Below are 20,126 nucleotides of genomic sequence, written 5' to 3' on the forward strand. Positions count from 1 at the left end.
GTTTATACTATTCACTTTGTAGAATATAGCTTTACATTTGTTTTAAATCGTAAGTTTAATCAAGACTTGCATGGATAAATATCTTTTTAAAGATCTTATTGTTATTTGAATTTTTTTAAATATACAAAGTTGGTTTTATAGGGTGAATTGTTTAATCCTATAAATATTTTTGATTAAAATTACAGGCCTCATAGAACATCATTACACAATCGAAATTTGATTTTCTGATATAATTTAACGCTATTTACAACATAACGATGATTGATAATTCATCGATGACATAGGCTTCAGTATGTTACAACTCTCCGAATTAAAAATTGCCATAATCGGATTAGGTTATGTCGGTTTACCGCTAGCTGTTGAGTTTGGAAAAAAAGTACCCGTTGTGGGTTTTGATATTCATCAAAAGCGTATTGATGAATTACGTAGCGGACGTGATCATACCCTAGAAGTTTCTCCTGAAGAATTAGCACAATCAGCTCAATTAAGTTACAGCGCAAATTTAGAAGACTTAAATGACTGTAATTTCTTTATTGTGACAGTGCCAACCCCGATTGATGAATATAAACAACCAGATTTAACTCCGTTGGTGAAAGCCTCAGAAAGCATTGCGAAAGTGCTGAAAAAAGACGATATCGTGGTGTATGAATCAACGGTTTATCCGGGTGCAACGGAAGAAGTTTGTATTCCTGTTTTAGAGAAAAATTCAGGCTTAATATTCAATCAGGATTTTTATGCAGGCTATAGCCCTGAGCGTATTAACCCGGGTGATAAACTGCACCGTGTGACCAATATTTTAAAAATTACTTCGGGTTCAACACCAGAAGTTGCTGATTATGTTGATGCAGTTTATAACCTGATTATTGAGGCAGGCACACATAAAGCAGCCAGCATTAAGGTTGCAGAAGCAGCCAAGGTGATTGAAAACACCCAGCGTGATGTGAATATTGCCTTAATTAATGAATTGGCATTGATTTTCAATAAAATGGGTATTGATACCGAAGCGGTATTACACGCAGCGGGAACAAAATGGAACTTCCTTCCATTCCGTCCGGGTTTAGTCGGTGGTCACTGCATCGGTGTTGACCCGTACTATTTAACGCATAAAGCCCAAGCGATTGGCTACAACCCTGAAATTATTTTAGCGGGTCGTCGTTTAAATGATGGTATGGGCGCTTACGTTGTGACTCAGCTAGTGAAAGCCATGCTGAAAAAACGCATTCAAGTGGAAGATGCCAAAGTCCTCATTTTAGGCTTAAGCTTTAAAGAAAACTGCCCGGATATCCGTAATACCCGCATCATTGATATTGTGAATGAATTGAAAGAATATCATATTGATGCAGATGTTTATGATCCTTGGGTCGATGGAGCTGAGGCAGAACATGAGTACGGTATTAGCCCTGTGCAGGCGCTGGAAAATGGCAAATATGATGCAGTAATTTTAGCGGTTGCGCATCACCAGTTTAAAGACATGGGTGTAGAGGCGATCCGTGCTTTGGGTAAAGCTGATCATGTGCTGTATGACTTGAAATACGTGTTATCTCAAGCTGAATCTGATCTTCGTTTGTAAGGAGCATACCATCATGAATCAATATCAACAGGTATGTGCAAACCTAAAAACAGCGCCTAAAACATGGCTGGTAACGGGTGTTGCGGGCTTTATTGGCTCGAATCTTCTCGAAACATTGCTCAAGCTCAACCAAACCGTAGTGGGTTTAGATAACTTTGCTACAGGTCATCAGCATAATTTGGATGAAGTGCAAAGTTTAGTGACTGCTGAGCAATGGGCGAAATTCAGTTTTATTGAAGGTGATATCCGCAAATTAGAAGATTGCCAAAAAGCCTGTGCAGGCGTGGATTATGTACTGCATGAAGCTGCTTTAGGTTCTGTACCGCGTTCGATTGCCGATCCGATCACCACCAATGACACCAATATTAGCGGTTTCTTAAATATGCTGACGGCTGCGCGTGATGCAGGTGTTGCCAGCTTTACATACGCAGCCAGCAGTTCGACTTATGGTGATCATCCTGCATTGCCAAAAGTAGAAGAAAATATTGGTAAACCACTTTCACCCTATGCAGTGACGAAGTACGTCAATGAGTTATACGCAGACGTATTTGCGAAAACTTATGGGTTTAAAGCAATTGGCTTACGTTATTTCAACGTGTTTGGTCAGCGCCAAGATCCTAACGGTGCTTATGCTGCGGTGATTCCGAAATGGACGGCATCAATGATCGCGGGTGAAGATGTCTTCATCAATGGTGATGGTGAAACCAGCCGTGATTTCTGTTTCATCGATAACACGGTTCAAGCCAATATTTTGGCGGCAACTGCATCTGATGACGCCAAAAACCAAGTGTATAACGTGGCTGTGGGTGACCGTACTACGTTGAATGAGTTATATCGTGCCATTCAGGTGGCACTTGCTGAAAATGCGGTGAACTTTGAGCGTGATCCTGTGTACCGTGAGTTCCGTGCAGGTGATGTGCGTCATTCACAGGCGAGCATTGCCAAAATTGAGCAGCATTTGGGTTATGCACCTGAGTTTAAAATTGCTGAAGGCATTCAACTCGCAATGCGTTGGTACGTCAATAACTTAAAATGATCTTGAGCAGATGATTGCGAAACTGTTCGCAAAATATCAGTCCATTGGACTGATTACACTCAGTTTACTGGTCGGTGCGATAATGACATTTATCGCACTTCCTGTTTTAACGCGCCTATATTCTGTTGCTGATTTTGGCGCGTATGGTATTGCTTTGGCGATTGTCAGTGTTTTATCGACCGTTGCTAATTTACGTCTCGATCAAGCTTTATTGGTCGCGGACGAGCAAGACAAAAAGAGTCTGATTTTTGAAGGGGCGGTGTTCTCAACAGGCATTGCGATTCTTAGTGGCATCGTCATTAGCTTTATTTTAAATGTTGAAATGGCAAGTGCAGTCGCCACAGGCGTGCTTGCCAACACTCTGATTCAGAGTCTGTATAATTATCAATTTGCTGCGCATAAGGAATATTTTTGTGCAGGCTTAAATATTTTTAGAAGTGCGATTGTCGTTGCGGTGCAACTGAGTTTGCCACTGTTTATACAGATCAGTCTGGTCAATAGCTATAATGTCAGTTCTATCCTGATGATCGTGGCGATGTTGCTCTACATCTTGAAGTATCAGCTCTATCAAGTCAGTTGGCAGGCGTTTAAAAATTATCAAGATTTTATTTATGCCAATACCCCGCATGCCTTGCTGAATAGTTTTTCACATAACTTGCCATACTATGTGGTGTCGCATTTTGTGGGTGTGCAGGCGATGGGTTTCTATGCCATTGTCGAGCGGACTTTACGTGTGCCGATCAATCTGATTTCACAAACCTTACGTCAGTTTTTTATCCGTAAGTTTAAAACTACAGATTCAAATAAAAATGCCTTAAAGGCAAGTGTGCTTTTAAGCTTGTTGTCACTGCCTCTTTTTGCAATTTTCTTTATCTTGCCTGAATCGGTCTATCTTTGGATTTTCGGTTCTGAATGGGTTGGCATCTCAACTTATTTCCAAATTTTAGCGTTGGGCTATTGGGCGATTTTCTGTAATCCGCCAAGTTCGGCCTATTTAATTGCCAAGCGCAATAGCCAAGTATTATTTAAACTGCAAATCGTAGAGCTCATGATTAAGTTTGCTTTATTTGCAGGCTTGTATGTTCTATGTGCCGATAAAATTTATATGCTCTTGGCGGTGCCTGTGGCGCTGATCATTTATAACTTTGCCATTTTATATGTGGTGTGGAGAAACAAAAGCTGATGTTTTTTAAACTGTTAAAACTGATGAATTGGTTCACTGCACAATGCCGTCAGCAATTTTATAACCTGGCTTTTGGTACGAAATTTCGTTATTTCGGTAAAGCCTGTACGGTCGAAATTAGTGGACAAGTGAAGATTGGTCAGAATGTTTATATTGGCGATCATGTCAGTTTAATTGTCGAGCAAGGTGCAAGCTTAGAAATCGCAGATAACAGTTTTATAGGTGAAAGTTGTTATATCAAATGCTTTGGTGGCAAGGTTTCGATTGGCAAAGACGTCAGCATTAATTCTAAGTCCTATATCAATGGTTGTGGCGGTGTGAGCATTGGCGATAACACCCGTATTGGCACGCAAAGCATCATCATTGCCAGTAATCATAAATTTGGTGAACCTGATGTGTTGGTGAAAGATGCGATTACCAAACAAGGGGTGCGTTTGGGGCAAAATATTTGGCTTGGTGCACGGGTGACGGTACTTGATGGTGTGAAAATTCCAAGTGATTCGGTGATTGGCGCCTGTAGTTTGGTATCTAAACCTTTGCCTGAATCAGGGGTGTATGTCGGCATTCCGTCCAAAAAAATCAAATCTGTGTAAAGTGCTATGCGTATCGTAAAACACATTTTCAGCGTAAAATATTCAGCTTAATTTTCTCCCTTTTGATTTTCTGATCCTGACATAGGTCATGCGTATGGCATTTATGGTTTCTGCTTTTCGACAGCTGTTTGATCTTGCTTATTTTATGGCGAAGGGCAGTGTGGCTTATGCACGTAAAAAAGGTGTGAAAGTCGGTGAAAATTGCCGAATCTATATTAAAAATTGGGGCTCAGAACCGTTCTTGGTTAGCATTGGCGACCATGTGACGGTCACTTCAGGGGTGAAATTTATTACCCATGATGGCAGTACCTGTCTAGTCAAAGATGAGCAAGGGAAGCGCTATCAACGCTTTGCCCCAATTCAGGTGGGTTCGCATGTGTTTATTGGTGTCAATACTATTGTAATGCCGGGCGTGACCATTGGCTCAAATGTGGTGATTGGTGCAGGTTCGGTGGTGACCAAAGATATTCCTGATCATAGCGTGGCGATTGGTGTGCCTGCCAAAGTGGTATCCAGTTTTGCTGATTATCAAGCCAAAATTCAAAGCACCTGTGCCAGTGATACTGACTTAGCCGGTATTACGGATTATCGCGAGCGCGTGACACGTGCCATGGCGATTCAAGCCTCAAAAAACCATCGTTAATATTCTCCCATTTCATAAAATTTAGGTCTGCATATGTTGAATAAAGTCATGTTCTTTTTGCCAAGCTTGGGTGGTGGCGGTGCAGAACGTACAGTCATTCAACTCGCCAACAGCTTTGCGGAACAAGGTCTCAATATTCATTTGGGCGTGTGTGATGTCACAGGTGATAAAGCTAAGCTGTTGCCTGAAGTCAGCCCGAAAATTCAATTGGTGAATTTTAATTGCGGTCGGGTGATGAATAGCATCATGCCTTTAAAAATAAAAATGAAAGCTGAGCAATACGACTGCTTAGTCGCAACGCAAACCCACACCAATATTGTGGCAGGTATTGCGAAAAAACTCGCAGGTGTTAAAACGCGATTAATCTTCCGTGAAGTATCTACGCCGTCCAAAAACTTAAAACTGCAAGGTCTTGCCAAATTTTTGCTGAAAACTTTGGTGAATTGGACTTATCCCATGGCACAGCAAGCGGTCTGTGTTTCCAAAGGGGTTGAAGTCGATTTTCGTGAATATTATGGCTATAAAAATAATAATCTGAGCACGATTTATAACCCTGTATTGGACGATGCCTATTTTGAAAAGGTCCAAGCGCCAGTCACACACAAATTTTTAAATGGTGACCATAAAGTGATTTTGGCAGTGGGGCGTCTCACTGAAGCAAAGAACTTTGGTTTTCTGATCCGCTCCTTTAAAGCCTTGCATGATCAGCATCCTGAAACCCGATTATTGATTTTAGGTGAGGGCGAACTGCGTGCAGAGTTTGAGGCTTTAGTTACTGAATTGGGTTTAAAAGACGTGGTGGATTTACCGGGCTTTGATGCCAATCCATACGCCTATTTTAAATATGCATCGCTATTTGTTTTAAGCTCGAATTGGGAAGGCTTGCCGGGTGTACTTATTCAAGCCTTAGCCTCTAAAGCGAAAGTGGTGAGTACCAACTGTCCAAGTGGACCAATGGAAATTCTAGAAAACTCTAAGTTTGGTTTATTGGTTGAATGCAATGATCAGGCAGGGTTAACCCAAGCCATGCAACAGGCGATTTTTGCAGATTATGTACAGTATTCTGAAAATGAGTTTCAGGCGCATATTCAGCAGTTTCATAAGCAAACCGTACTTAAGCAGTATTTGCGTATGATGGAGTCTGCATCATGACTAAACCATTAATGGTGCATGTGATTACTAACTTTGCAGGCGTGGGTGGTGCTGAGATGATGTTGGCACGCTTAATTCAGCAAACTGAGCATGACTATCAGCACGTGATCATTGCACTGATGAAAACTTCCAAGGTGTATCAAAGTACTTTAGAACGTTGTCAGTCGTATTATGCGCTCGGTTGGAATGGTTTAAATACGCTGAGTACGATGAGTCAGCTGCGCGCATTACTCAAAAATCTACAGCCCGCAACGGTGCAATGCTGGATGTACCATGCCAATGCATTGACCAGTCTCAGTGTTATTGGTTTAGCGAAAAAACCAAAGGTCGTATGGGGTATTCATCATTCTCTTGCTTCTCCTAAAGATGAATCAATCAGCACCAAGATTGCCTTGGGCATAAGCAAAATACTGTCACAGCAACCTAGTGCTATTATTTATTGTGCGCATTCGTCTATGCAGCAGCATCAGGCCTTCGGCTTTAAAAATGGCAATAGCCTAGTGATTGCCAATGGCGTGTTTCTTGATAAATTTCAGCCTAATCCCCAATTGCATGAACCAACCGTGATTGGTTTTGCAGGGCGTTATCACACGGCCAAAGGCTACCCCTATTTGTTTGAAACCATGGGTTTACTGAAAGATAAAAACATCATCTTTAAAATTGCAGGTAGCGGCGCGAGTTTAGAGAATCCTGAAGTAAAGGCTTTATTCGATCAATATCAATTGGATAGTCAAAAAGTCCATTTATTGGATCAAATCTCAGATATGCCTGCTTTTTATCAATCGATTGATGCATTCCTCATGACTTCAATTACCGAAGGTTTTCCGAATGTGTTGGTCGAAGCCATGGCATCAGGTTTGCCTTGTATCAGCACCGATGTAGGTGATGCGCAATATATTGTGCAAGAGCTTGGCGAAATTGTACCGCCGCGTAATTCGGCTGCATTGACGCAAGCAATTTTAAATTATGTGCAGCAAAGCAATGATGAAAAATTGCAGTTGAAACAAGCCGTGCGTGAGCGCGTAGAAGCACATTTCAGTATTGAGAAAGTGAGTCAGCAATATATGCAAGTTTGGGAGCAAAGCCGTTGAAATTTCTGATGATCAGCAGTTTTTTGCCTTCTGTTTTAAATTTCCGCGGGAAACTGTTGGAAGCTATTCATGCACAAGGCTACGAAATTCATATTATGGCGCCTGAATTCGCATCATTCCCTGAAGAACAGCAAAAACTGCAAGCCCTTGGCTATCATCTGCATGAAATTCCCATGCAGCGCACAGGCACCAATCCGCTGTCGGATTTAAAACTGTTAAAACATCTCTATCAGAAGATCCGTCAAATTCAGCCTGAGTATGTGCTGTCTTATACTATTAAGCCTGTGATTTATGGCACGCTGGCTGGATGGCTTGCGAAAGTACCGCATCGTTTTGCTTTAATTACTGGTCTGGGTTATGCCTTTCAAAATGTAGAAGCGGGTAAGCGCAGTCTATTTCAAAAACTGGTGCATGGCTTATATGCGCAAGCGCTCAAACGTAGCGACAAAGTTTTTTTCCAAAACCCAGACGATTTAAAGCTGTTCCAAGACATGCATTTGCTTGATGCCAATAAACCAACTGTGGTGGTGAATGGTTCAGGGGTGAATGTGCAAGACTTTGATGTCATGCCTTTACCCAAAAATGAACAAGGGCAGGTCAAAGTCTCATTCTTACTCATTGCACGCCTTTTAGGTGATAAAGGCGTACGTGAATATGCTGAATCGGCGCGCATCATCAAAGCACAATATCCTGAATCGGAATTTCATTTGGTCGGTTGGATTGATGATAATCCATCAGCTATTTCTCAAGCCGAACTCGATGAATGGATTGCCGATGATCGCCTCAAATATTGGGGCAAACTCAGTGATGTCCGTCCTGCAATTGCGGAAAGCTCGGTCTACGTGTTGCCCTCCTACCGTGAAGGCACGCCACGTACGGTATTAGAGGCGATGGCTATGGGGCGGGCGATTATTACCACCGATGCGCCGGGCTGTCGTGAAACCGTTACCAATGGTGTAAATGGCTATTTGGTTGCGGTGAAATCAGTCAATGATTTGGTGCAATGCATGCAATACTTTATTGAAGATCCAAAACTGATTGAGTATATGGGACAGCGTTCGCGAGAAATTGCGCTGAATAAATATGATGTGCATCAAGTGAATAAGCATATGCTGGCTGAAATGGGTATCCATTAAAGGCGATTCACCCAATTTAAGAGGCGATCCAGATGACTTTAAAATATATAAAAAGTGATTTATACCGTTATACGGGCAATCTTGGTTTTAAATCATTTTTGAAAACTTATTTATTCAATCGCGGTTTTAATTTTTCATTTTGGCTGCGTTTGGCCAGTGCAAAATCATTTTGGGCAAAGTTGGCTTATCCCATTTATTATTATAAAAAAAAGCAGTACGGCATAGATATTCATACCACAACTCAAATTGGATATGGTCTGTTTATTGGTCATGGCGGGCCGCTAGTTGTTAACCCTACGACTGTGCTTGGCAATAATGTAAATTTATCGCAATTTACAACGATTGGTGCCAATGGCGGCCGTCAAGCAGCAGAAATTGGTGACAATGTTTATATTGGGCCAAATGTTTGCATCATTGAGCATGTCAAAATTGGCAATAATGCCACTATCGGTGCGGGCAGCGTCGTGACCAAAGACATTCCTGAAAATGCAACTGCGGTAGGAAACTACGCGAAGGTTATCAGCATGAATAACCCGGGTCATGCAGTCAATCGTCGTTGGACCGATCTCTAAACGACTATATTTTCGGGATCTTTTGGAATGGGCACTACTTGAGTCCCTTTGACGGTTGAAATATTTTACAAATCTGATGGTCTCGAACAGGGTATAATCATTGCTAGAAATGGATACCATTTCCCCATCTTCATCTAATCTTAAGAGTGAACCATGTTAAAGCGCTTATTGGATATTGTGATCGCATCATCTGCGCTGGTGCTGCTGTCTCCTGTTTATGCTTTGGTGGCTTATAAGGTTAAAAAGAATTTAGGTTCTCCTGTCTTATTCCGCCAGCTACGTCCGGGTCTGCATGGTAAGCCTTTTGAAATGGTGAAGTTCCGCACCATGAAAGATGCACTCGATCTCGATGGCAATCCATTGCCAGACAGTGAGCGTCTGACCGCATTTGGTAAAATGCTTCGTTCCAGCAGTTTGGATGAAATGCCTGAACTGTGGAATGTCATTAAAGGCGATATGAGTATTGTCGGACCAAGACCATTATTGATGGAATATTTACCGCTCTATAATGAGCAACAAGCCAAACGTCATAACGTGCGTCCGGGCATCACAGGGTATGCGCAAGTGAATGGTCGTAATGCCATTTCATGGGAAAAGAAATTTGAGCTAGACACATGGTATGTCGAAAACCGTTCATTATGGCTCGATTTTAAAATCATGCTGAAAACGGTGCAAAAAGTATTGTCTAAAGATGATATTAGTGCCGAAGGTGAAGCGACCATGAGTAAATTTACGGGTACTTCGGAGCCTAAAGATGACTAAGCGCTATGCAATTTATGGCGCTTCAGGCTGCGGGCGCAGTTTAATGCCTGTAGCACGCCAGCAATTAGCACGTGAAAGGGATGCTTCAGAAATCGTATTTATTGATGATGCCTTAGAATCGGTTGCAGACGTAAATGGTCATCGTGCCATGAATTACCTCGCATTTTTAAATGAAACGGCTTCAGAAAAATACGTACAAATTGCTATTGCCAATAGTCATGTACGAGAAAAGATCGCTCAGCGTTTAAAGATGGATGGCATTCAGCTTTGGTCGATCATCGCGGACAATGTGGTTTTAATGGATCAAATTGAGCTTGCTAAAGGCTCTGCTTTAAGTCCATTTGTCACTATTGGCTCCAATGTCAGAATCGGTAAGTGTTTTCAAGCCAATTTATACAGTTATGTCGAGCATGATTGCGTGATTGGGGATTTCGTTACCTTTGCGCCAGGCGTAAAATGCAATGGCAGTATTCATATTCATGATCATGCCTATATTGGCGCGGGTGCGATGATTAAGCAGGGCACATCTGATCAGCCTTTAGTGATTGGTGCAGGTGCTATTGTTGGTATGGGTGCTGTCGTGACTAAAAGTGTGCCTGCCGGCGCAACAGTGGTGGGAAATCCCGCCCGTATTGTGACGAAAAAATAGATTTTTAAACACGATTTTGAGACTAGGAAAACTCCATGTTAAACAGTGCATTTGAACCTTGGCCAAGCTTTACTCAAGCAGAAGCCGATGCGGTATCAAAAGTCCTTTTATCCAATAAAGTGAATTATTGGACCGGTCAAGAATGCCGTGAATTTGAAAAGGAATTTGCACAGTTTGCAGGAACCAAGCATGCAGTTGCCGTGGCCAATGGTACAGTTGCACTGGATGTAGCACTCAAAGCCTTAGGTATTGGCGCAGGCGATGATGTGATTGTTACCTCACGTACGTTTTTAGCTTCGGCAAGCTCGATTGTGACTGCAGGCGCCAATCCTATTTTTGCCGATGTAGAGCTGGATTCCCAGAATATTTCTCGACGTACCATTGAAGCAGTGATTACGTCGAATACCAAAGCGATTATTTGTGTGCATTTGGCAGGTTGGATGTGTGATATGGATCCAATCATGCGGTTGGCTGAGGAAAAAGGCTTTTTTGTGATTGAGGATTGTGCCCAAGCGCATGGTGCAATGTACAAAGGCAAATCAGCAGGTTCAATCGGGCATATTGGTGCATGGTCTTTCTGCCAAGACAAAATCATGACCACGGGTGGTGAAGGCGGCATGGTCACTACCAATGACGAAAGTCTGTGGAAAAAAATGTGGTCGTATAAAGATCACGGTAAAAACTTTGATAGCGTCTATAACAAACAACATCCGCCGGGATTCCGCTGGCTGCATGACTCATTTGGCACCAACTGGCGCATGATGGAAATGCAGGCGGTGATTGGCCGTTTACAGCTCAAACAAATGCCCGAATGGACGGCAAAACGTAATGCCAATATGGCGCGTATCCAAGCGGCGTTTGAAAATAGTCCGTATTTTACTGTAGCCAAACCATCTGTTGAATATGTGCATGCAGCCTATAAATGCTATGTGCAAGTGAATATTTCAGCCTTGCCTGAAGATTGGTCGCGTGATCGAATCATGGCAGAAATCAATGCATTGAATGTGCCTTGTTTTAGTGGCTCGTGTTCAGAAGTGTATTTAGAAAAAGCATTTGATGATACGCCTTGGCGTCCTGCGCAGTCTTTACCGCAAGCTAAACAGCTCGGTACAACAAGTTTAATGTTCCTTGTACACCCAACATTATCTGAGCACAGCTTGCAGAAAACCGTGGATGCGATCCAAGCGGTGATCGCAAAAATCTAAACCTGAAAAGAGCGTATAATATGCGCTCTCATTCGCCTTATTGACCCCACTTGAGCATCTTGTGAAAGACTTTATCCGTTCTATAGCATCATTACCGCGTCGCCAAAAACAAATCGTTTTGGTGCTGATGGATATCTGTATTTTACCGTTAATGATGTGGCTGGCTTATGCCATACGTTTGGCACGTCCCAATGTTCAGGTCATGCAAGGACTGGATGCTTGGTACATGTATGTCGGTGTGGTTGGCATTCTGATTTTTGCTTTGCTCGGTATTTACCGTGCAATTGTGCGTTCATTTAATGAAGACTATTTGCTGCGGATTTTAATCGGGACATTTATTCAGATTGTGGCGCTGTACAGCATCAAAAAGTTAGGTCTTGCCTTCATTCCGATGAGTATTCCACTGATGTATGGCTTTATGCTGTTTTCATACATGTGGTGGAGCCGTGCCGTCATTCGCTATGCAACCCTCAAAACCTTTGCTAAAAAACAAAGCCGTAAACGCGTGGCGATTTATGGCGCAGGGCTGGCAGGTCAGCAAATTGCCGCAGCTTTAAACCGTTCAGATGATTATTTGCCTGTGTGTTTTATTGACGATAAGCGCTCCTTACAAGGTCAGTCACTGAGTGGTTTAAAAATTTATGCACCACAACGTGCAGCAGCTAAATTGGGTAAATTTGGTATTGAAGAAGTCTTACTTGCCATGCCTTCCGTTGGTCGTGCACGGAAAAAAGAGATTATTGAATCCTTTGAAGCCACCGACGTCAAAATCATGGAATTACCGGGTGTCACACAACTGGTCGATGGTAAAGTTAAAGTCTCTGATATTCGAGAAGTCGATATTATTGATTTGCTTGGACGTGATCCTGTGCCACCGAAGCCAGAGCTATTAGAGAAAAATATTAAAAATAAAGTGGTCATGGTGACAGGAGCAGGCGGGTCGATCGGCTCTGAACTTTGCCGTCAGATTGTGAAGCATCAGCCGAAATTGCTGGTGCTGTTTGAAATGTCTGAATTTGCTTTGTATTCAATTGATCGTGAATTGCAGACTTCGGGTGTACAAGTTATACCAGTATTGGGTTCTGTCACCAATCAGCAAAAATTAGAACGTATATTGCAACAGTATGCGGTACAAACGGTTTATCATGCAGCAGCCTATAAGCATGTGCCTTTAGTCGAGGCCAATCCTTTTGAGGGGATTTACAATACTTCGATTGGTACGCAGCGTAGTGTTGATGCAGCTGTAGCCCAAGGTGTAGAAACCTTTGTTTTAATTTCGACAGATAAAGCCGTACGCCCGACCAATGTCATGGGCGCTTCGAAACGGATGGCGGAACTCTACTGTCAGGGCCTAGCGTCGACGAATCCAAAAACGCAAATTAGTATTGTACGCTTTGGTAATGTACTTGGTTCGTCAGGTTCTGTCGTCCCTTTGTTTAAAAAGCAGATTGCTCAAGGCGGGCCTGTTACAGTAACGCACCCAGAAGTCACGCGTTATTTTATGACGATTCCTGAAGCAGCTCAGCTCGTGATTCAAGCAGGTGCGATGGGGACAGGCGGTGATGTATTTCTGCTTGATATGGGCGAGCCAGTTAAAATAGTAGACTTAGCTAAACAAATGATTCGTTTGAGTGGTTTTCGAGCAATCGATGAAAATGGTATAGGTGATATTGAGATACAATTTACAGGTTTACGTCCGGGTGAAAAGCTATATGAAGAGTTGTTGATTGATGAAGAAGGTATTGAAAAAACCGAGCATGAACGGATTTTAAAATCTTTTGAGAGATTTTACAGTTATGCTCAGCTATGCCAAGTATTTATTCAGCTTGATAAAGAATGCGAAAATGAAGATGCGGTTGTACTATTGAATATTCTGAAAAATCATGTGGATGGTTATAGGGATAAAATATAAAACATAATGAATTTTAAATTATGCAATTTTATATAAAAGCTTTAATTTAATAATTTTTTTACTAGAGTAAACACCATTTAAATATTTATAATTTGATAGGGAACTATGGAAAATAAGGAAATAAAAGTAATTAAGAATACCTTGTTTATGTTCTTGCGAATGTTCTTCGTTATGTTTTTAACATTATATTCAACAAGGTTATTACTTAAGATCTTAGGTTTTGAAAATTATGGAATTTATGATCTAATTTTTGGGGTTGTACTTCTATTTAATATTCTAACTGGATCTATAGCTACATCGCTGCAAAGATTTTATAATGTTACACAGGGTGATAGCTTCAAGCAAAGTTATATATATAGTGTTTCATTACAGATATTCGTTATTGTAAGTTTATTGGTTTTGGGTTTAGGATTGCTTTCTGCAGAAAGCATAGTTTATTCTTTGCATATTCCGCAAAATAAAATTTATATATCAGTTTTTTTCTTTAAATTATGTGTGCTAAATTTGTTTTTTATGATACTTAGACTGCCATATATAGCATTGCTAATATCAAATGAAAAAATGGGATTGTATGCTTTAGTATCTGTTATTGAGGCAATTCTAAAATTTATAGGAATATATGTACTTACATTCTGGTCCGGTGCTAATGATTTGTTAAGTATCTATGGACTAATTTTAAATATAGTTACATTGGTCGTAACAGTTTTATTTGTGCTGGCTTGTTTTATCAAAATTGATATGCCTAATTTTTATATAAAAAATGATAAGCAATATTACAAAGATGTTTTATTATTCTCAGGTTGGTCGTTGTTCGGGGGGAGTGCGGTATTATTATCACAGCAAGGCTTATCAATTTTATTAAATAAGTTTTTTGGGGTATTGATTAATGCATCAAATGCGATAACACAACAAGTTTATAGCGCAGTATATCAATTCGTAAATAGTTTTCAGACAGCATATAGTCCTTATTTAATGAAGACTTATGCTGATGGAGACTTTGAAAAGCTAAAAAAATTAATAATACTATTTTCGAAATTTTCAATTTTTCTATATTTGTTGATAGCAATTCCACTTTTCACTTTTACAGAACAGATTTTACGTATCTGGTTGCATGACATACCTTTACATACAGTAATTTTTGTACGGTTGACCATAGTAGTAGTATTGTTAGAAGTGATGTCTGGGCCGTTGTGGCTCACAATACAAGCATCAGGTATCATACATCGTTATCAGGTTGTAGTTTCATTGATTATGATTCTAAATTTACCAATAGCATACTTCTGTTTTATATACCTCAATAATCCAGTACTAGCATTTGTTGTAAAAATATTTACAGCTTTATTGGCATATGTATATAGGATGTATAAAGTTCGTGATCTGAATTGCTTAAATTTAAAAAAATATTCTAAAGCAATTATTTTACGAATGGTTTTGTTAATTTTTATTCTTTCGCCACTAATATATTATTTAAGTTTAAAAGATTTGAATATTTTTGAAATTTTTCTTAATATTGCAGCATTAATGTGCTTTCTTATAATAATGTCATACTTGTTATTAGTAGATAAGGTTGAGCATCAAAAAATGCGTGCTTTAGCATCTAAATATTTAAAAAGGGTAAAGTTGTGAATTCAAATGAGACTATCAAGCTCCTAAAATCTACAATTGATTCTAAGCTATCACCGCTGATTGACGCAGATTACGTTTATTGGGATTTACCATATCATATCAATATTGGTGACACATTAATTTGGCAAGGAACACTAGATTTTTTGGCTGATAAGCCTTACAAAATGTTGGATTTTGGCTCATCGTCAACTGCATCTTTAGAAGAGTTATCAGAAAAAACAGTTATTTTACTTCATGGCGGAGGTAACTTTGGTGATATTTATGCATCTAGCCAAGATTTTAGAAAACATGTTGTTAAAACGTATGAAAAAAACAAAATAATTATTTTGCCGCAAACAATTTATTTTGAAGATAAAGAAAAAGAAAAAAACGATTTTCAAATTTTTTCTAAGCATGAGAATTTATATCTCTGTGTCCGTGATCACGAATCCTACGAACTTGCTTTAAAGTATCTAAATAAAGAAAAAGTTTTACTGCTGCCAGATATGGCATTTTGCATTAAAGAAGAGACCTTGAAAAAAGGTGTGAGTACAGGCAAAAAATTATTAATGAAGCGCGTAGATTTAGAAGCGATTGAAGTTAATGATAAATATTTAAAGGAAGTTGATAAGCAGTCTGACTGGCCAACTTTTGAAAAACATACATTAAAAAGCTTGTATTTACGACTTTTATTAAGGATGAATAGAAAGGAATTTAATGCTGGATATGGGAAGAAAACACAGCTTTCTAAATATATAGATGACTACGCAATGAATTATTTTAGAAAGTATTTGCTTAAAACAGGTATTGGATTTATCAATAGTTATGATGTTATTTATACGACAAGATTACATGGCTGTATTTTGTCATTATTATTAAATAAAGAAATTATTTTGTTAGATAATTCATATGGAAAAAATAAGGCATACTATAATGTATGGCTGAAAGGCAGTGAAAATATTAAAGTGGAAAAGTCATGTTAGTTAGTGTTGTTCTACCAGCTTATAATGCTGAATTATACTTAAAAGAAGCTATTGACAGTATTTTAGTACAAACTTTCACTGATTTTGAACTGATTGTACTTAATGATGGATCAAGTGACTCGACCGAAGATATTATTTTATCTTACACAGATAGTCGTATTATTTATGTTAAAAACCAAGAAAATTTAGGTCTAATCGGAACTCTGAATAAAGGTATATCGTTGGCAAAAGGAAAATATATTGCACGTATGGATGCGGATGATATTGCCCTTCCAGAAAGATTATTTAAACAAGTAACTTTTTTAGAATCTAATACACAGTATGGTGTAGTAGGTTCCTTTGCACAAATTATCGATTCTAAGAATATTTATAAAGTACCTGTAACAAATGAAGCTATAAAAGCCTTTTTATATATTGATTCACCTTTTATTCATCCATCAATTGTCATACGCAAAGATTTGCTTATTAATAATTTGTACGATCATCAATACCATAGAATAGAAGATTATGAGTTATGGGTGAGATTATCTGTACAAACTAAGTTTTATAATATTCCAGAAGTATTACTCAATTACAGAGTGTTAGAAGGCAGTGAAAGTTCATTATTAAAGTCCAATTTAGAAAGAAAGCTACAATTGACTAAAGAAGTTATACGAAATCTTTTTTTGATAAATAAGATTGATATAGACGTCATGGAAATTGAAAATTATTGTATGTTGTTAAATAAAAATTTCTTTAATAATATTAATTATCCACTTTTATCTCAGACTTTAAGAAAAATAACCTCTCAAAATTCACATTCAGTTTCGTATTTATCCCGACGTTGGTTGGGGAGTTTGCTTATTAACCCCCAATTAATTAATATACGTTTTCTCCTTTTTTATAAGTGGTCGTATATTGGGGGAGCTGTATTGTTAAAAAAATAGGAAGTCTAATGAGAGATATTTATTTTGTCGTGCATTCATTGGATGAAAAAAATTCTGGTGGTGTTTTGAAGGCTACGACTGAAATAGCTAATAAATTATCAGAAGAAGATATAAGTGTTAAAATTGTATCTTTAGGTAATGTTGAAAAATTAGCTTTTGATACTGTTCCAGAAGTTGAAATAATTACTCTAGCGCAAAAAAAATATAATACGCTTTTTTATCAAAGTATATTTAAGTTAATTTGGTTTTTTCAAACCTTTATCTTACTTCTTGCTTTTACAAGGAAAATTGATAAATCAATTTTTATTGCTACATCTCCTCCATTGTGCATGTTGTTCGGTTTGATAAGAATCTATCACAGCCAGAATAAAATGTTTGGTTGGGATCACACAAGCACAGCTTATAAGTCTAAAGGCTTAGTCTCGATATTTAAGCTGTATTTATATAGTAAATTAGATGTTTTTGTTGCCTTAACACCTCAAGATCAGCAGTATTATCAGAATAAATCAGTTAAGGCTGTTTATATTCCTAATGGAATAAAGTTTATAGATGTTGATAGCTTAGTTAACAATCGCAAATATTTATTATACGTTGGACGTTTTTCTTCAGAAAAAAGACCATTACTTGCTTTAGATATATATAATCAATCTAAATTGTGGGAAAAAAATATTAAATTTAGAATGTTTGGTAGTGGTCCATTATTGGATGATATTTTGGATTATATAGAGGTTCATAATTTAAAATCATTTGTAGAAATTATTTCTGGAATAAATAACCCAGATGTTATATATCGTGATGGATATGGATTGATTTTAACCTCAAGTATCGAAGGTTTTGGCTTGGTTTTATTAGAAGCAGTAAGTAGGAATATTCCTTGTATAGCATTTGATGTGCCATATGGACCAAGAAGTATTATTAATAATGGTCTTAATGGGTTCTTGATCCCTGATAACTCGACAGAGAGTGCTGTTGAATTAATATCAAATAGTCTATTCAAAGATTTGTTAAATAAAGATTTAAGTTTATCGATTAAGGGTTATGAATTAAGTGGTATAAAGTCGAAATGGATGGAGGTTTTATCAAAAGATTTCTTGGAGATTTCAGAGTGAATAAAATTGTAATACTTTGGATTTTATTTTTATTTTTAACTTTTCCATTTTCACCATTTGTTTTTTTTATAGCAACAGTTTTTACTCTTATATTTTTACCTTTACATGATTATCCATTTTTAAGACCGTTGTTGTTAATATTTGGTGCATTTTCTCAGTTGTTTATATTTTATTCTATTGATTTTAGTGCCTCTACAATCATTGACTATCGTGTATATTCTGAGGCTAATGAAATTATTAAGAGTATGAGTCTATCGGAAGTTTTTTACGAGCCTTTTGGAATTGAATTTGGATGGGGGTTGATTTATTGGATATTAAACAAAATCGGAATTGAAATTAATGGTGTCAGTGTTTCATATTATAATTCGATAATATGTATTATGTTATTTATAACATGGTTTGAAAAGTATGGATTAAAAGATATAGATAAAAAATATCATGGTCTTGTTTCTGCATCAACACTAATATTTCTATCTTTTTTTACAATTACATTTTTACAACGACAAGCTATATCTGTAGCAATATTGCTTTTTGCAATAAGTAATCAAAATAATAGGAAATTTTATTTTTTCTTGTTAATTTCATCTTTATTCCATATCACAAGTTTGATTGTAGGTATTTTATATAAATATATAAGTAAAATTAATTTTACACCCAGAAGAATTTTTTATTTTATGGTTTGTATTTTAATTTTTAGATTGTTTTTTAGGCAAGTTATTCTATTTCTTGATCAGTTTTCGTTTTTGACTTATAAAACAAGTTTTTATCTTTCTTTAACAAGTTTTGAGATTGTTTCATTTAGGTTGGCACTATATAGTGTAATGTTATTTGTTATAGTTTTAATTTTTGGGAAGAATATTAATTCTCAATTTAAGAATATTATATATTTTACTTCTATTTGTTCGGTTTCATTGCTTGGCATCAATCTTGCTTCTGAGCGGCTTAATTTTATTCTAATATATCTTTATGGATATTTTTTATTTTTAATATTATACAGAAAACACCTCAATTTACTAATTTTTTTAAATGTGATTTTTCTGATAATTTTTGCTATAGAAAAGAGCTCCTTAATTAATGAGACTGCTAATCATTGGGTTTTATATCCTCCATTATCCAATGTTCCATTTTATTTTTTATTTAACTAAAGAGTTTTTGATATGTCTTTCTCAGTATTATTATCTTTATACTTTAAAGAAAGCCCAATATTTCTTAATAAATGTTTTCAAAGTATTTGGGATGAACAGTCATTACAGCCATCCCAAATTGTATTGGTGATTGATGGACCTGTAGGAAATGATTTACAGGAAGTTGTCAAACAATGGCAAGATAAATTGGGTGATATATTATTGATGTTGCCACTTAAAGAAAATGTCGGTTTAGGTAAGGCTTTAAATGAAGGCTTAAAACATTGTACTTATGAGTGGGTGTTTCGTATGGATACAGATGATATCTGTAAACCTGATCGCTTTGAAAAACAAATTCAATTTATTGGAGAAAATCCAGAAGTAGTTTTATTCAGTGGACAAATTTTAGAGTTTAAGGAAAATCCTTTAGATGCAGAGATCTTAAAGTGTGTTCCAACTAAATATACTGATATTGTTAAATTTTCTCAAAAAAGAAGTCCTTTTAATCACATGACTGTGGCATATAAAAAATCAGTCATTGAGGCTGTTGGTGGATATCAACATCATTTATTTATGGAAGATTATAATTTATGGTTACGTGTGATTGGTGCAGGATATATGGTAGGAAATCACCCAGATATTTTGCTTTATGCACGTGTTGGTAATGGTATGCATGCGCGACGTAAAGGTTTCGAATATGTTAAAAGTGAATTAAAATTACTAAAATTAAAAAAAGAACTTAAACTACAAAACTCAATACATGCTAACATATTTTTCTTATTACGGTCTTCATCTAGACTTTTACCTAGTGCGTTATTGGGTAAAATTTATAATACTTTTCTTCGAAAAAAAGTTCATAAATAAGAGTGGTAATT

19 protein-coding genes are annotated in these 20,126 nt (G+C 37.6%); all 19 read left to right on the forward strand.

Annotated elements, in window-relative coordinates; translation table 11 throughout:
• Positions 1 to 292: 292 nt before the first annotated feature.
• The 19 genes from tviB (at position 293) to AC25JC_RS11360 (ending at position 20,115) form a co-directional block, all read left to right on the forward strand.
• Positions 293 to 1,570 (forward strand): Vi polysaccharide biosynthesis UDP-N-acetylglucosamine C-6 dehydrogenase TviB, encoded by a 1,278-nt coding sequence (gene tviB / locus AC25JC_RS11270; protein WP_180116269.1) that lies wholly within the window; start codon positions 293 to 295, stop codon positions 1,568 to 1,570.
• 13 nt (positions 1,571 to 1,583) lie between these two features.
• Complete coding sequence (locus AC25JC_RS11275; RefSeq protein ID WP_486924052.1) at positions 1,584 to 2,606, forward strand: NAD-dependent epimerase/dehydratase family protein; 1,023 nt, start codon at positions 1,584 to 1,586, stop codon at positions 2,604 to 2,606.
• A 10-nt stretch (positions 2,607 to 2,616) separates the two neighbouring features.
• A complete protein-coding gene (locus AC25JC_RS11280; protein WP_180116272.1) occupies positions 2,617 to 3,789 on the forward strand; it encodes a lipopolysaccharide biosynthesis protein in 1,173 nt (390 codons plus the stop codon).
• A complete protein-coding gene (locus AC25JC_RS11285) occupies positions 3,789 to 4,382 on the forward strand; it encodes an acyltransferase (RefSeq protein WP_180116273.1) in 594 nt (197 codons plus the stop codon). Before AC25JC_RS11280 ends, AC25JC_RS11285 begins: the two co-directional genes overlap by 1 nt.
• 94 nt (positions 4,383 to 4,476) lie before the next feature.
• Positions 4,477 to 5,025, forward strand: a complete 549-nt coding sequence (locus tag AC25JC_RS11290) for an acyltransferase (protein WP_180116275.1) — start codon at positions 4,477 to 4,479, stop codon at positions 5,023 to 5,025.
• A 33-nt stretch (positions 5,026 to 5,058) separates the two neighbouring features.
• The gene (locus AC25JC_RS11295; protein ID WP_180116277.1) at positions 5,059 to 6,177 is read left to right on the forward strand and encodes a glycosyltransferase; all 1,119 of its coding nucleotides are present in this window, start codon (positions 5,059 to 5,061) and stop codon (positions 6,175 to 6,177) included.
• On the forward strand, positions 6,174 to 7,268 hold the full coding sequence (locus AC25JC_RS11300) for a glycosyltransferase (protein WP_180116278.1): 1,095 nt from the start codon (positions 6,174 to 6,176) through the stop codon (positions 7,266 to 7,268). Before AC25JC_RS11295 ends, AC25JC_RS11300 begins: the two co-directional genes overlap by 4 nt.
• Positions 7,265 to 8,404: a glycosyltransferase family 4 protein gene (locus tag AC25JC_RS11305; RefSeq protein WP_486924053.1), complete on the forward strand. Its 1,140-nt coding sequence runs from the start codon at positions 7,265 to 7,267 to the stop codon at positions 8,402 to 8,404. Before AC25JC_RS11300 ends, AC25JC_RS11305 begins: the two co-directional genes overlap by 4 nt.
• A 32-nt stretch (positions 8,405 to 8,436) precedes the next feature.
• Entirely contained in the window at positions 8,437 to 8,976 is a 540-nt protein-coding gene (locus AC25JC_RS11310; RefSeq protein WP_060513820.1) for a serine O-acetyltransferase, read from the forward strand.
• Between the two features lie 153 nt (positions 8,977 to 9,129).
• Positions 9,130 to 9,738 carry a sugar transferase gene (locus tag AC25JC_RS11315; protein WP_180116281.1) on the forward strand — a complete coding sequence of 203 codons (609 nt, stop codon included), beginning with the start codon at positions 9,130 to 9,132 and terminating at the stop codon, positions 9,736 to 9,738.
• Positions 9,731 to 10,387, forward strand: a complete 657-nt coding sequence (locus AC25JC_RS11320; RefSeq protein WP_180116283.1) for an acetyltransferase — start codon at positions 9,731 to 9,733, stop codon at positions 10,385 to 10,387. Before AC25JC_RS11315 ends, AC25JC_RS11320 begins: the two co-directional genes overlap by 8 nt.
• Before the next feature lie 35 nt (positions 10,388 to 10,422).
• On the forward strand, positions 10,423 to 11,592 hold the full coding sequence (locus AC25JC_RS11325; protein ID WP_486924054.1) for a DegT/DnrJ/EryC1/StrS family aminotransferase: 1,170 nt from the start codon (positions 10,423 to 10,425) through the stop codon (positions 11,590 to 11,592).
• A gap of 61 nt (positions 11,593 to 11,653) precedes the next feature.
• Complete coding sequence (locus AC25JC_RS11330) at positions 11,654 to 13,504, forward strand: polysaccharide biosynthesis protein (protein WP_486924055.1); 1,851 nt, start codon at positions 11,654 to 11,656, stop codon at positions 13,502 to 13,504.
• A gap of 105 nt (positions 13,505 to 13,609) precedes the next feature.
• Positions 13,610 to 15,130, forward strand: coding sequence for a lipopolysaccharide biosynthesis protein (locus AC25JC_RS11335; RefSeq protein ID WP_486924056.1), 1,521 nt, complete (start codon positions 13,610 to 13,612; stop codon positions 15,128 to 15,130).
• Complete coding sequence (locus AC25JC_RS11340) at positions 15,127 to 16,092, forward strand: polysaccharide pyruvyl transferase family protein (RefSeq protein ID WP_486924057.1); 966 nt, start codon at positions 15,127 to 15,129, stop codon at positions 16,090 to 16,092. The genes AC25JC_RS11335 and AC25JC_RS11340 overlap by 4 nt, the downstream gene beginning before the upstream one ends.
• Positions 16,086 to 17,018 (forward strand): glycosyltransferase family 2 protein, encoded by a 933-nt coding sequence (locus AC25JC_RS11345; protein WP_486924058.1) that lies wholly within the window; start codon positions 16,086 to 16,088, stop codon positions 17,016 to 17,018. The genes AC25JC_RS11340 and AC25JC_RS11345 overlap by 7 nt, the downstream gene beginning before the upstream one ends.
• Positions 17,019 to 17,026: 8 nt before the next feature.
• On the forward strand, positions 17,027 to 18,127 hold the full coding sequence (locus AC25JC_RS11350) for a glycosyltransferase (RefSeq protein WP_486924059.1): 1,101 nt from the start codon (positions 17,027 to 17,029) through the stop codon (positions 18,125 to 18,127).
• The gene (locus AC25JC_RS11355) at positions 18,124 to 19,272 is read left to right on the forward strand and encodes an EpsG family protein (protein ID WP_419282503.1); all 1,149 of its coding nucleotides are present in this window, start codon (positions 18,124 to 18,126) and stop codon (positions 19,270 to 19,272) included. Before AC25JC_RS11350 ends, AC25JC_RS11355 begins: the two co-directional genes overlap by 4 nt.
• A 12-nt stretch (positions 19,273 to 19,284) precedes the next feature.
• A complete protein-coding gene (locus AC25JC_RS11360; RefSeq protein ID WP_486924060.1) occupies positions 19,285 to 20,115 on the forward strand; it encodes a glycosyltransferase in 831 nt (276 codons plus the stop codon).
• Positions 20,116 to 20,126: the final 11 nt, after the last annotated feature.

The organism is Acinetobacter sp. P37 (assembly GCF_057480965.1).

Bases quoted from the DNA above. Each gene is read 5' to 3' on its own strand.
- AC25JC_RS11345 (WP_486924058.1), top strand. From the start codon at position 16,086: ATGTTAGTTAGTGTTGTTCTACCAGCTTATAATGCTGAATTATACTTA.
- AC25JC_RS11310 (WP_060513820.1), top strand. From the start codon at position 8,437: ATGACTTTAAAATATATAAAAAGTGATTTATACCGTTATACGGGCAAT.
- AC25JC_RS11300 (WP_180116278.1), top strand. From the start codon at position 6,174: ATGACTAAACCATTAATGGTGCATGTGATTACTAACTTTGCAGGCGTG.
- AC25JC_RS11285 (WP_180116273.1), top strand. From the start codon at position 3,789: ATGTTTTTTAAACTGTTAAAACTGATGAATTGGTTCACTGCACAATGC.
- AC25JC_RS11290 (WP_180116275.1), top strand. From the start codon at position 4,477: ATGGCATTTATGGTTTCTGCTTTTCGACAGCTGTTTGATCTTGCTTAT.
- tviB (WP_180116269.1), top strand. From the start codon at position 293: ATGTTACAACTCTCCGAATTAAAAATTGCCATAATCGGATTAGGTTAT.
- AC25JC_RS11315 (WP_180116281.1), top strand. From the start codon at position 9,130: ATGTTAAAGCGCTTATTGGATATTGTGATCGCATCATCTGCGCTGGTG.
- AC25JC_RS11360 (WP_486924060.1), top strand. From the start codon at position 19,285: ATGTCTTTCTCAGTATTATTATCTTTATACTTTAAAGAAAGCCCAATA.
- AC25JC_RS11350 (WP_486924059.1), top strand. From the start codon at position 17,027: ATGAGAGATATTTATTTTGTCGTGCATTCATTGGATGAAAAAAATTCT.
- AC25JC_RS11295 (WP_180116277.1), top strand. From the start codon at position 5,059: ATGTTGAATAAAGTCATGTTCTTTTTGCCAAGCTTGGGTGGTGGCGGT.
- AC25JC_RS11320 (WP_180116283.1), top strand. From the start codon at position 9,731: ATGACTAAGCGCTATGCAATTTATGGCGCTTCAGGCTGCGGGCGCAGT.
- AC25JC_RS11275 (WP_486924052.1), top strand. From the start codon at position 1,584: ATGAATCAATATCAACAGGTATGTGCAAACCTAAAAACAGCGCCTAAA.
- AC25JC_RS11325 (WP_486924054.1), top strand. From the start codon at position 10,423: ATGTTAAACAGTGCATTTGAACCTTGGCCAAGCTTTACTCAAGCAGAA.
- AC25JC_RS11335 (WP_486924056.1), top strand. From the start codon at position 13,610: ATGGAAAATAAGGAAATAAAAGTAATTAAGAATACCTTGTTTATGTTC.
- AC25JC_RS11280 (WP_180116272.1), top strand. From the start codon at position 2,617: ATGATTGCGAAACTGTTCGCAAAATATCAGTCCATTGGACTGATTACA.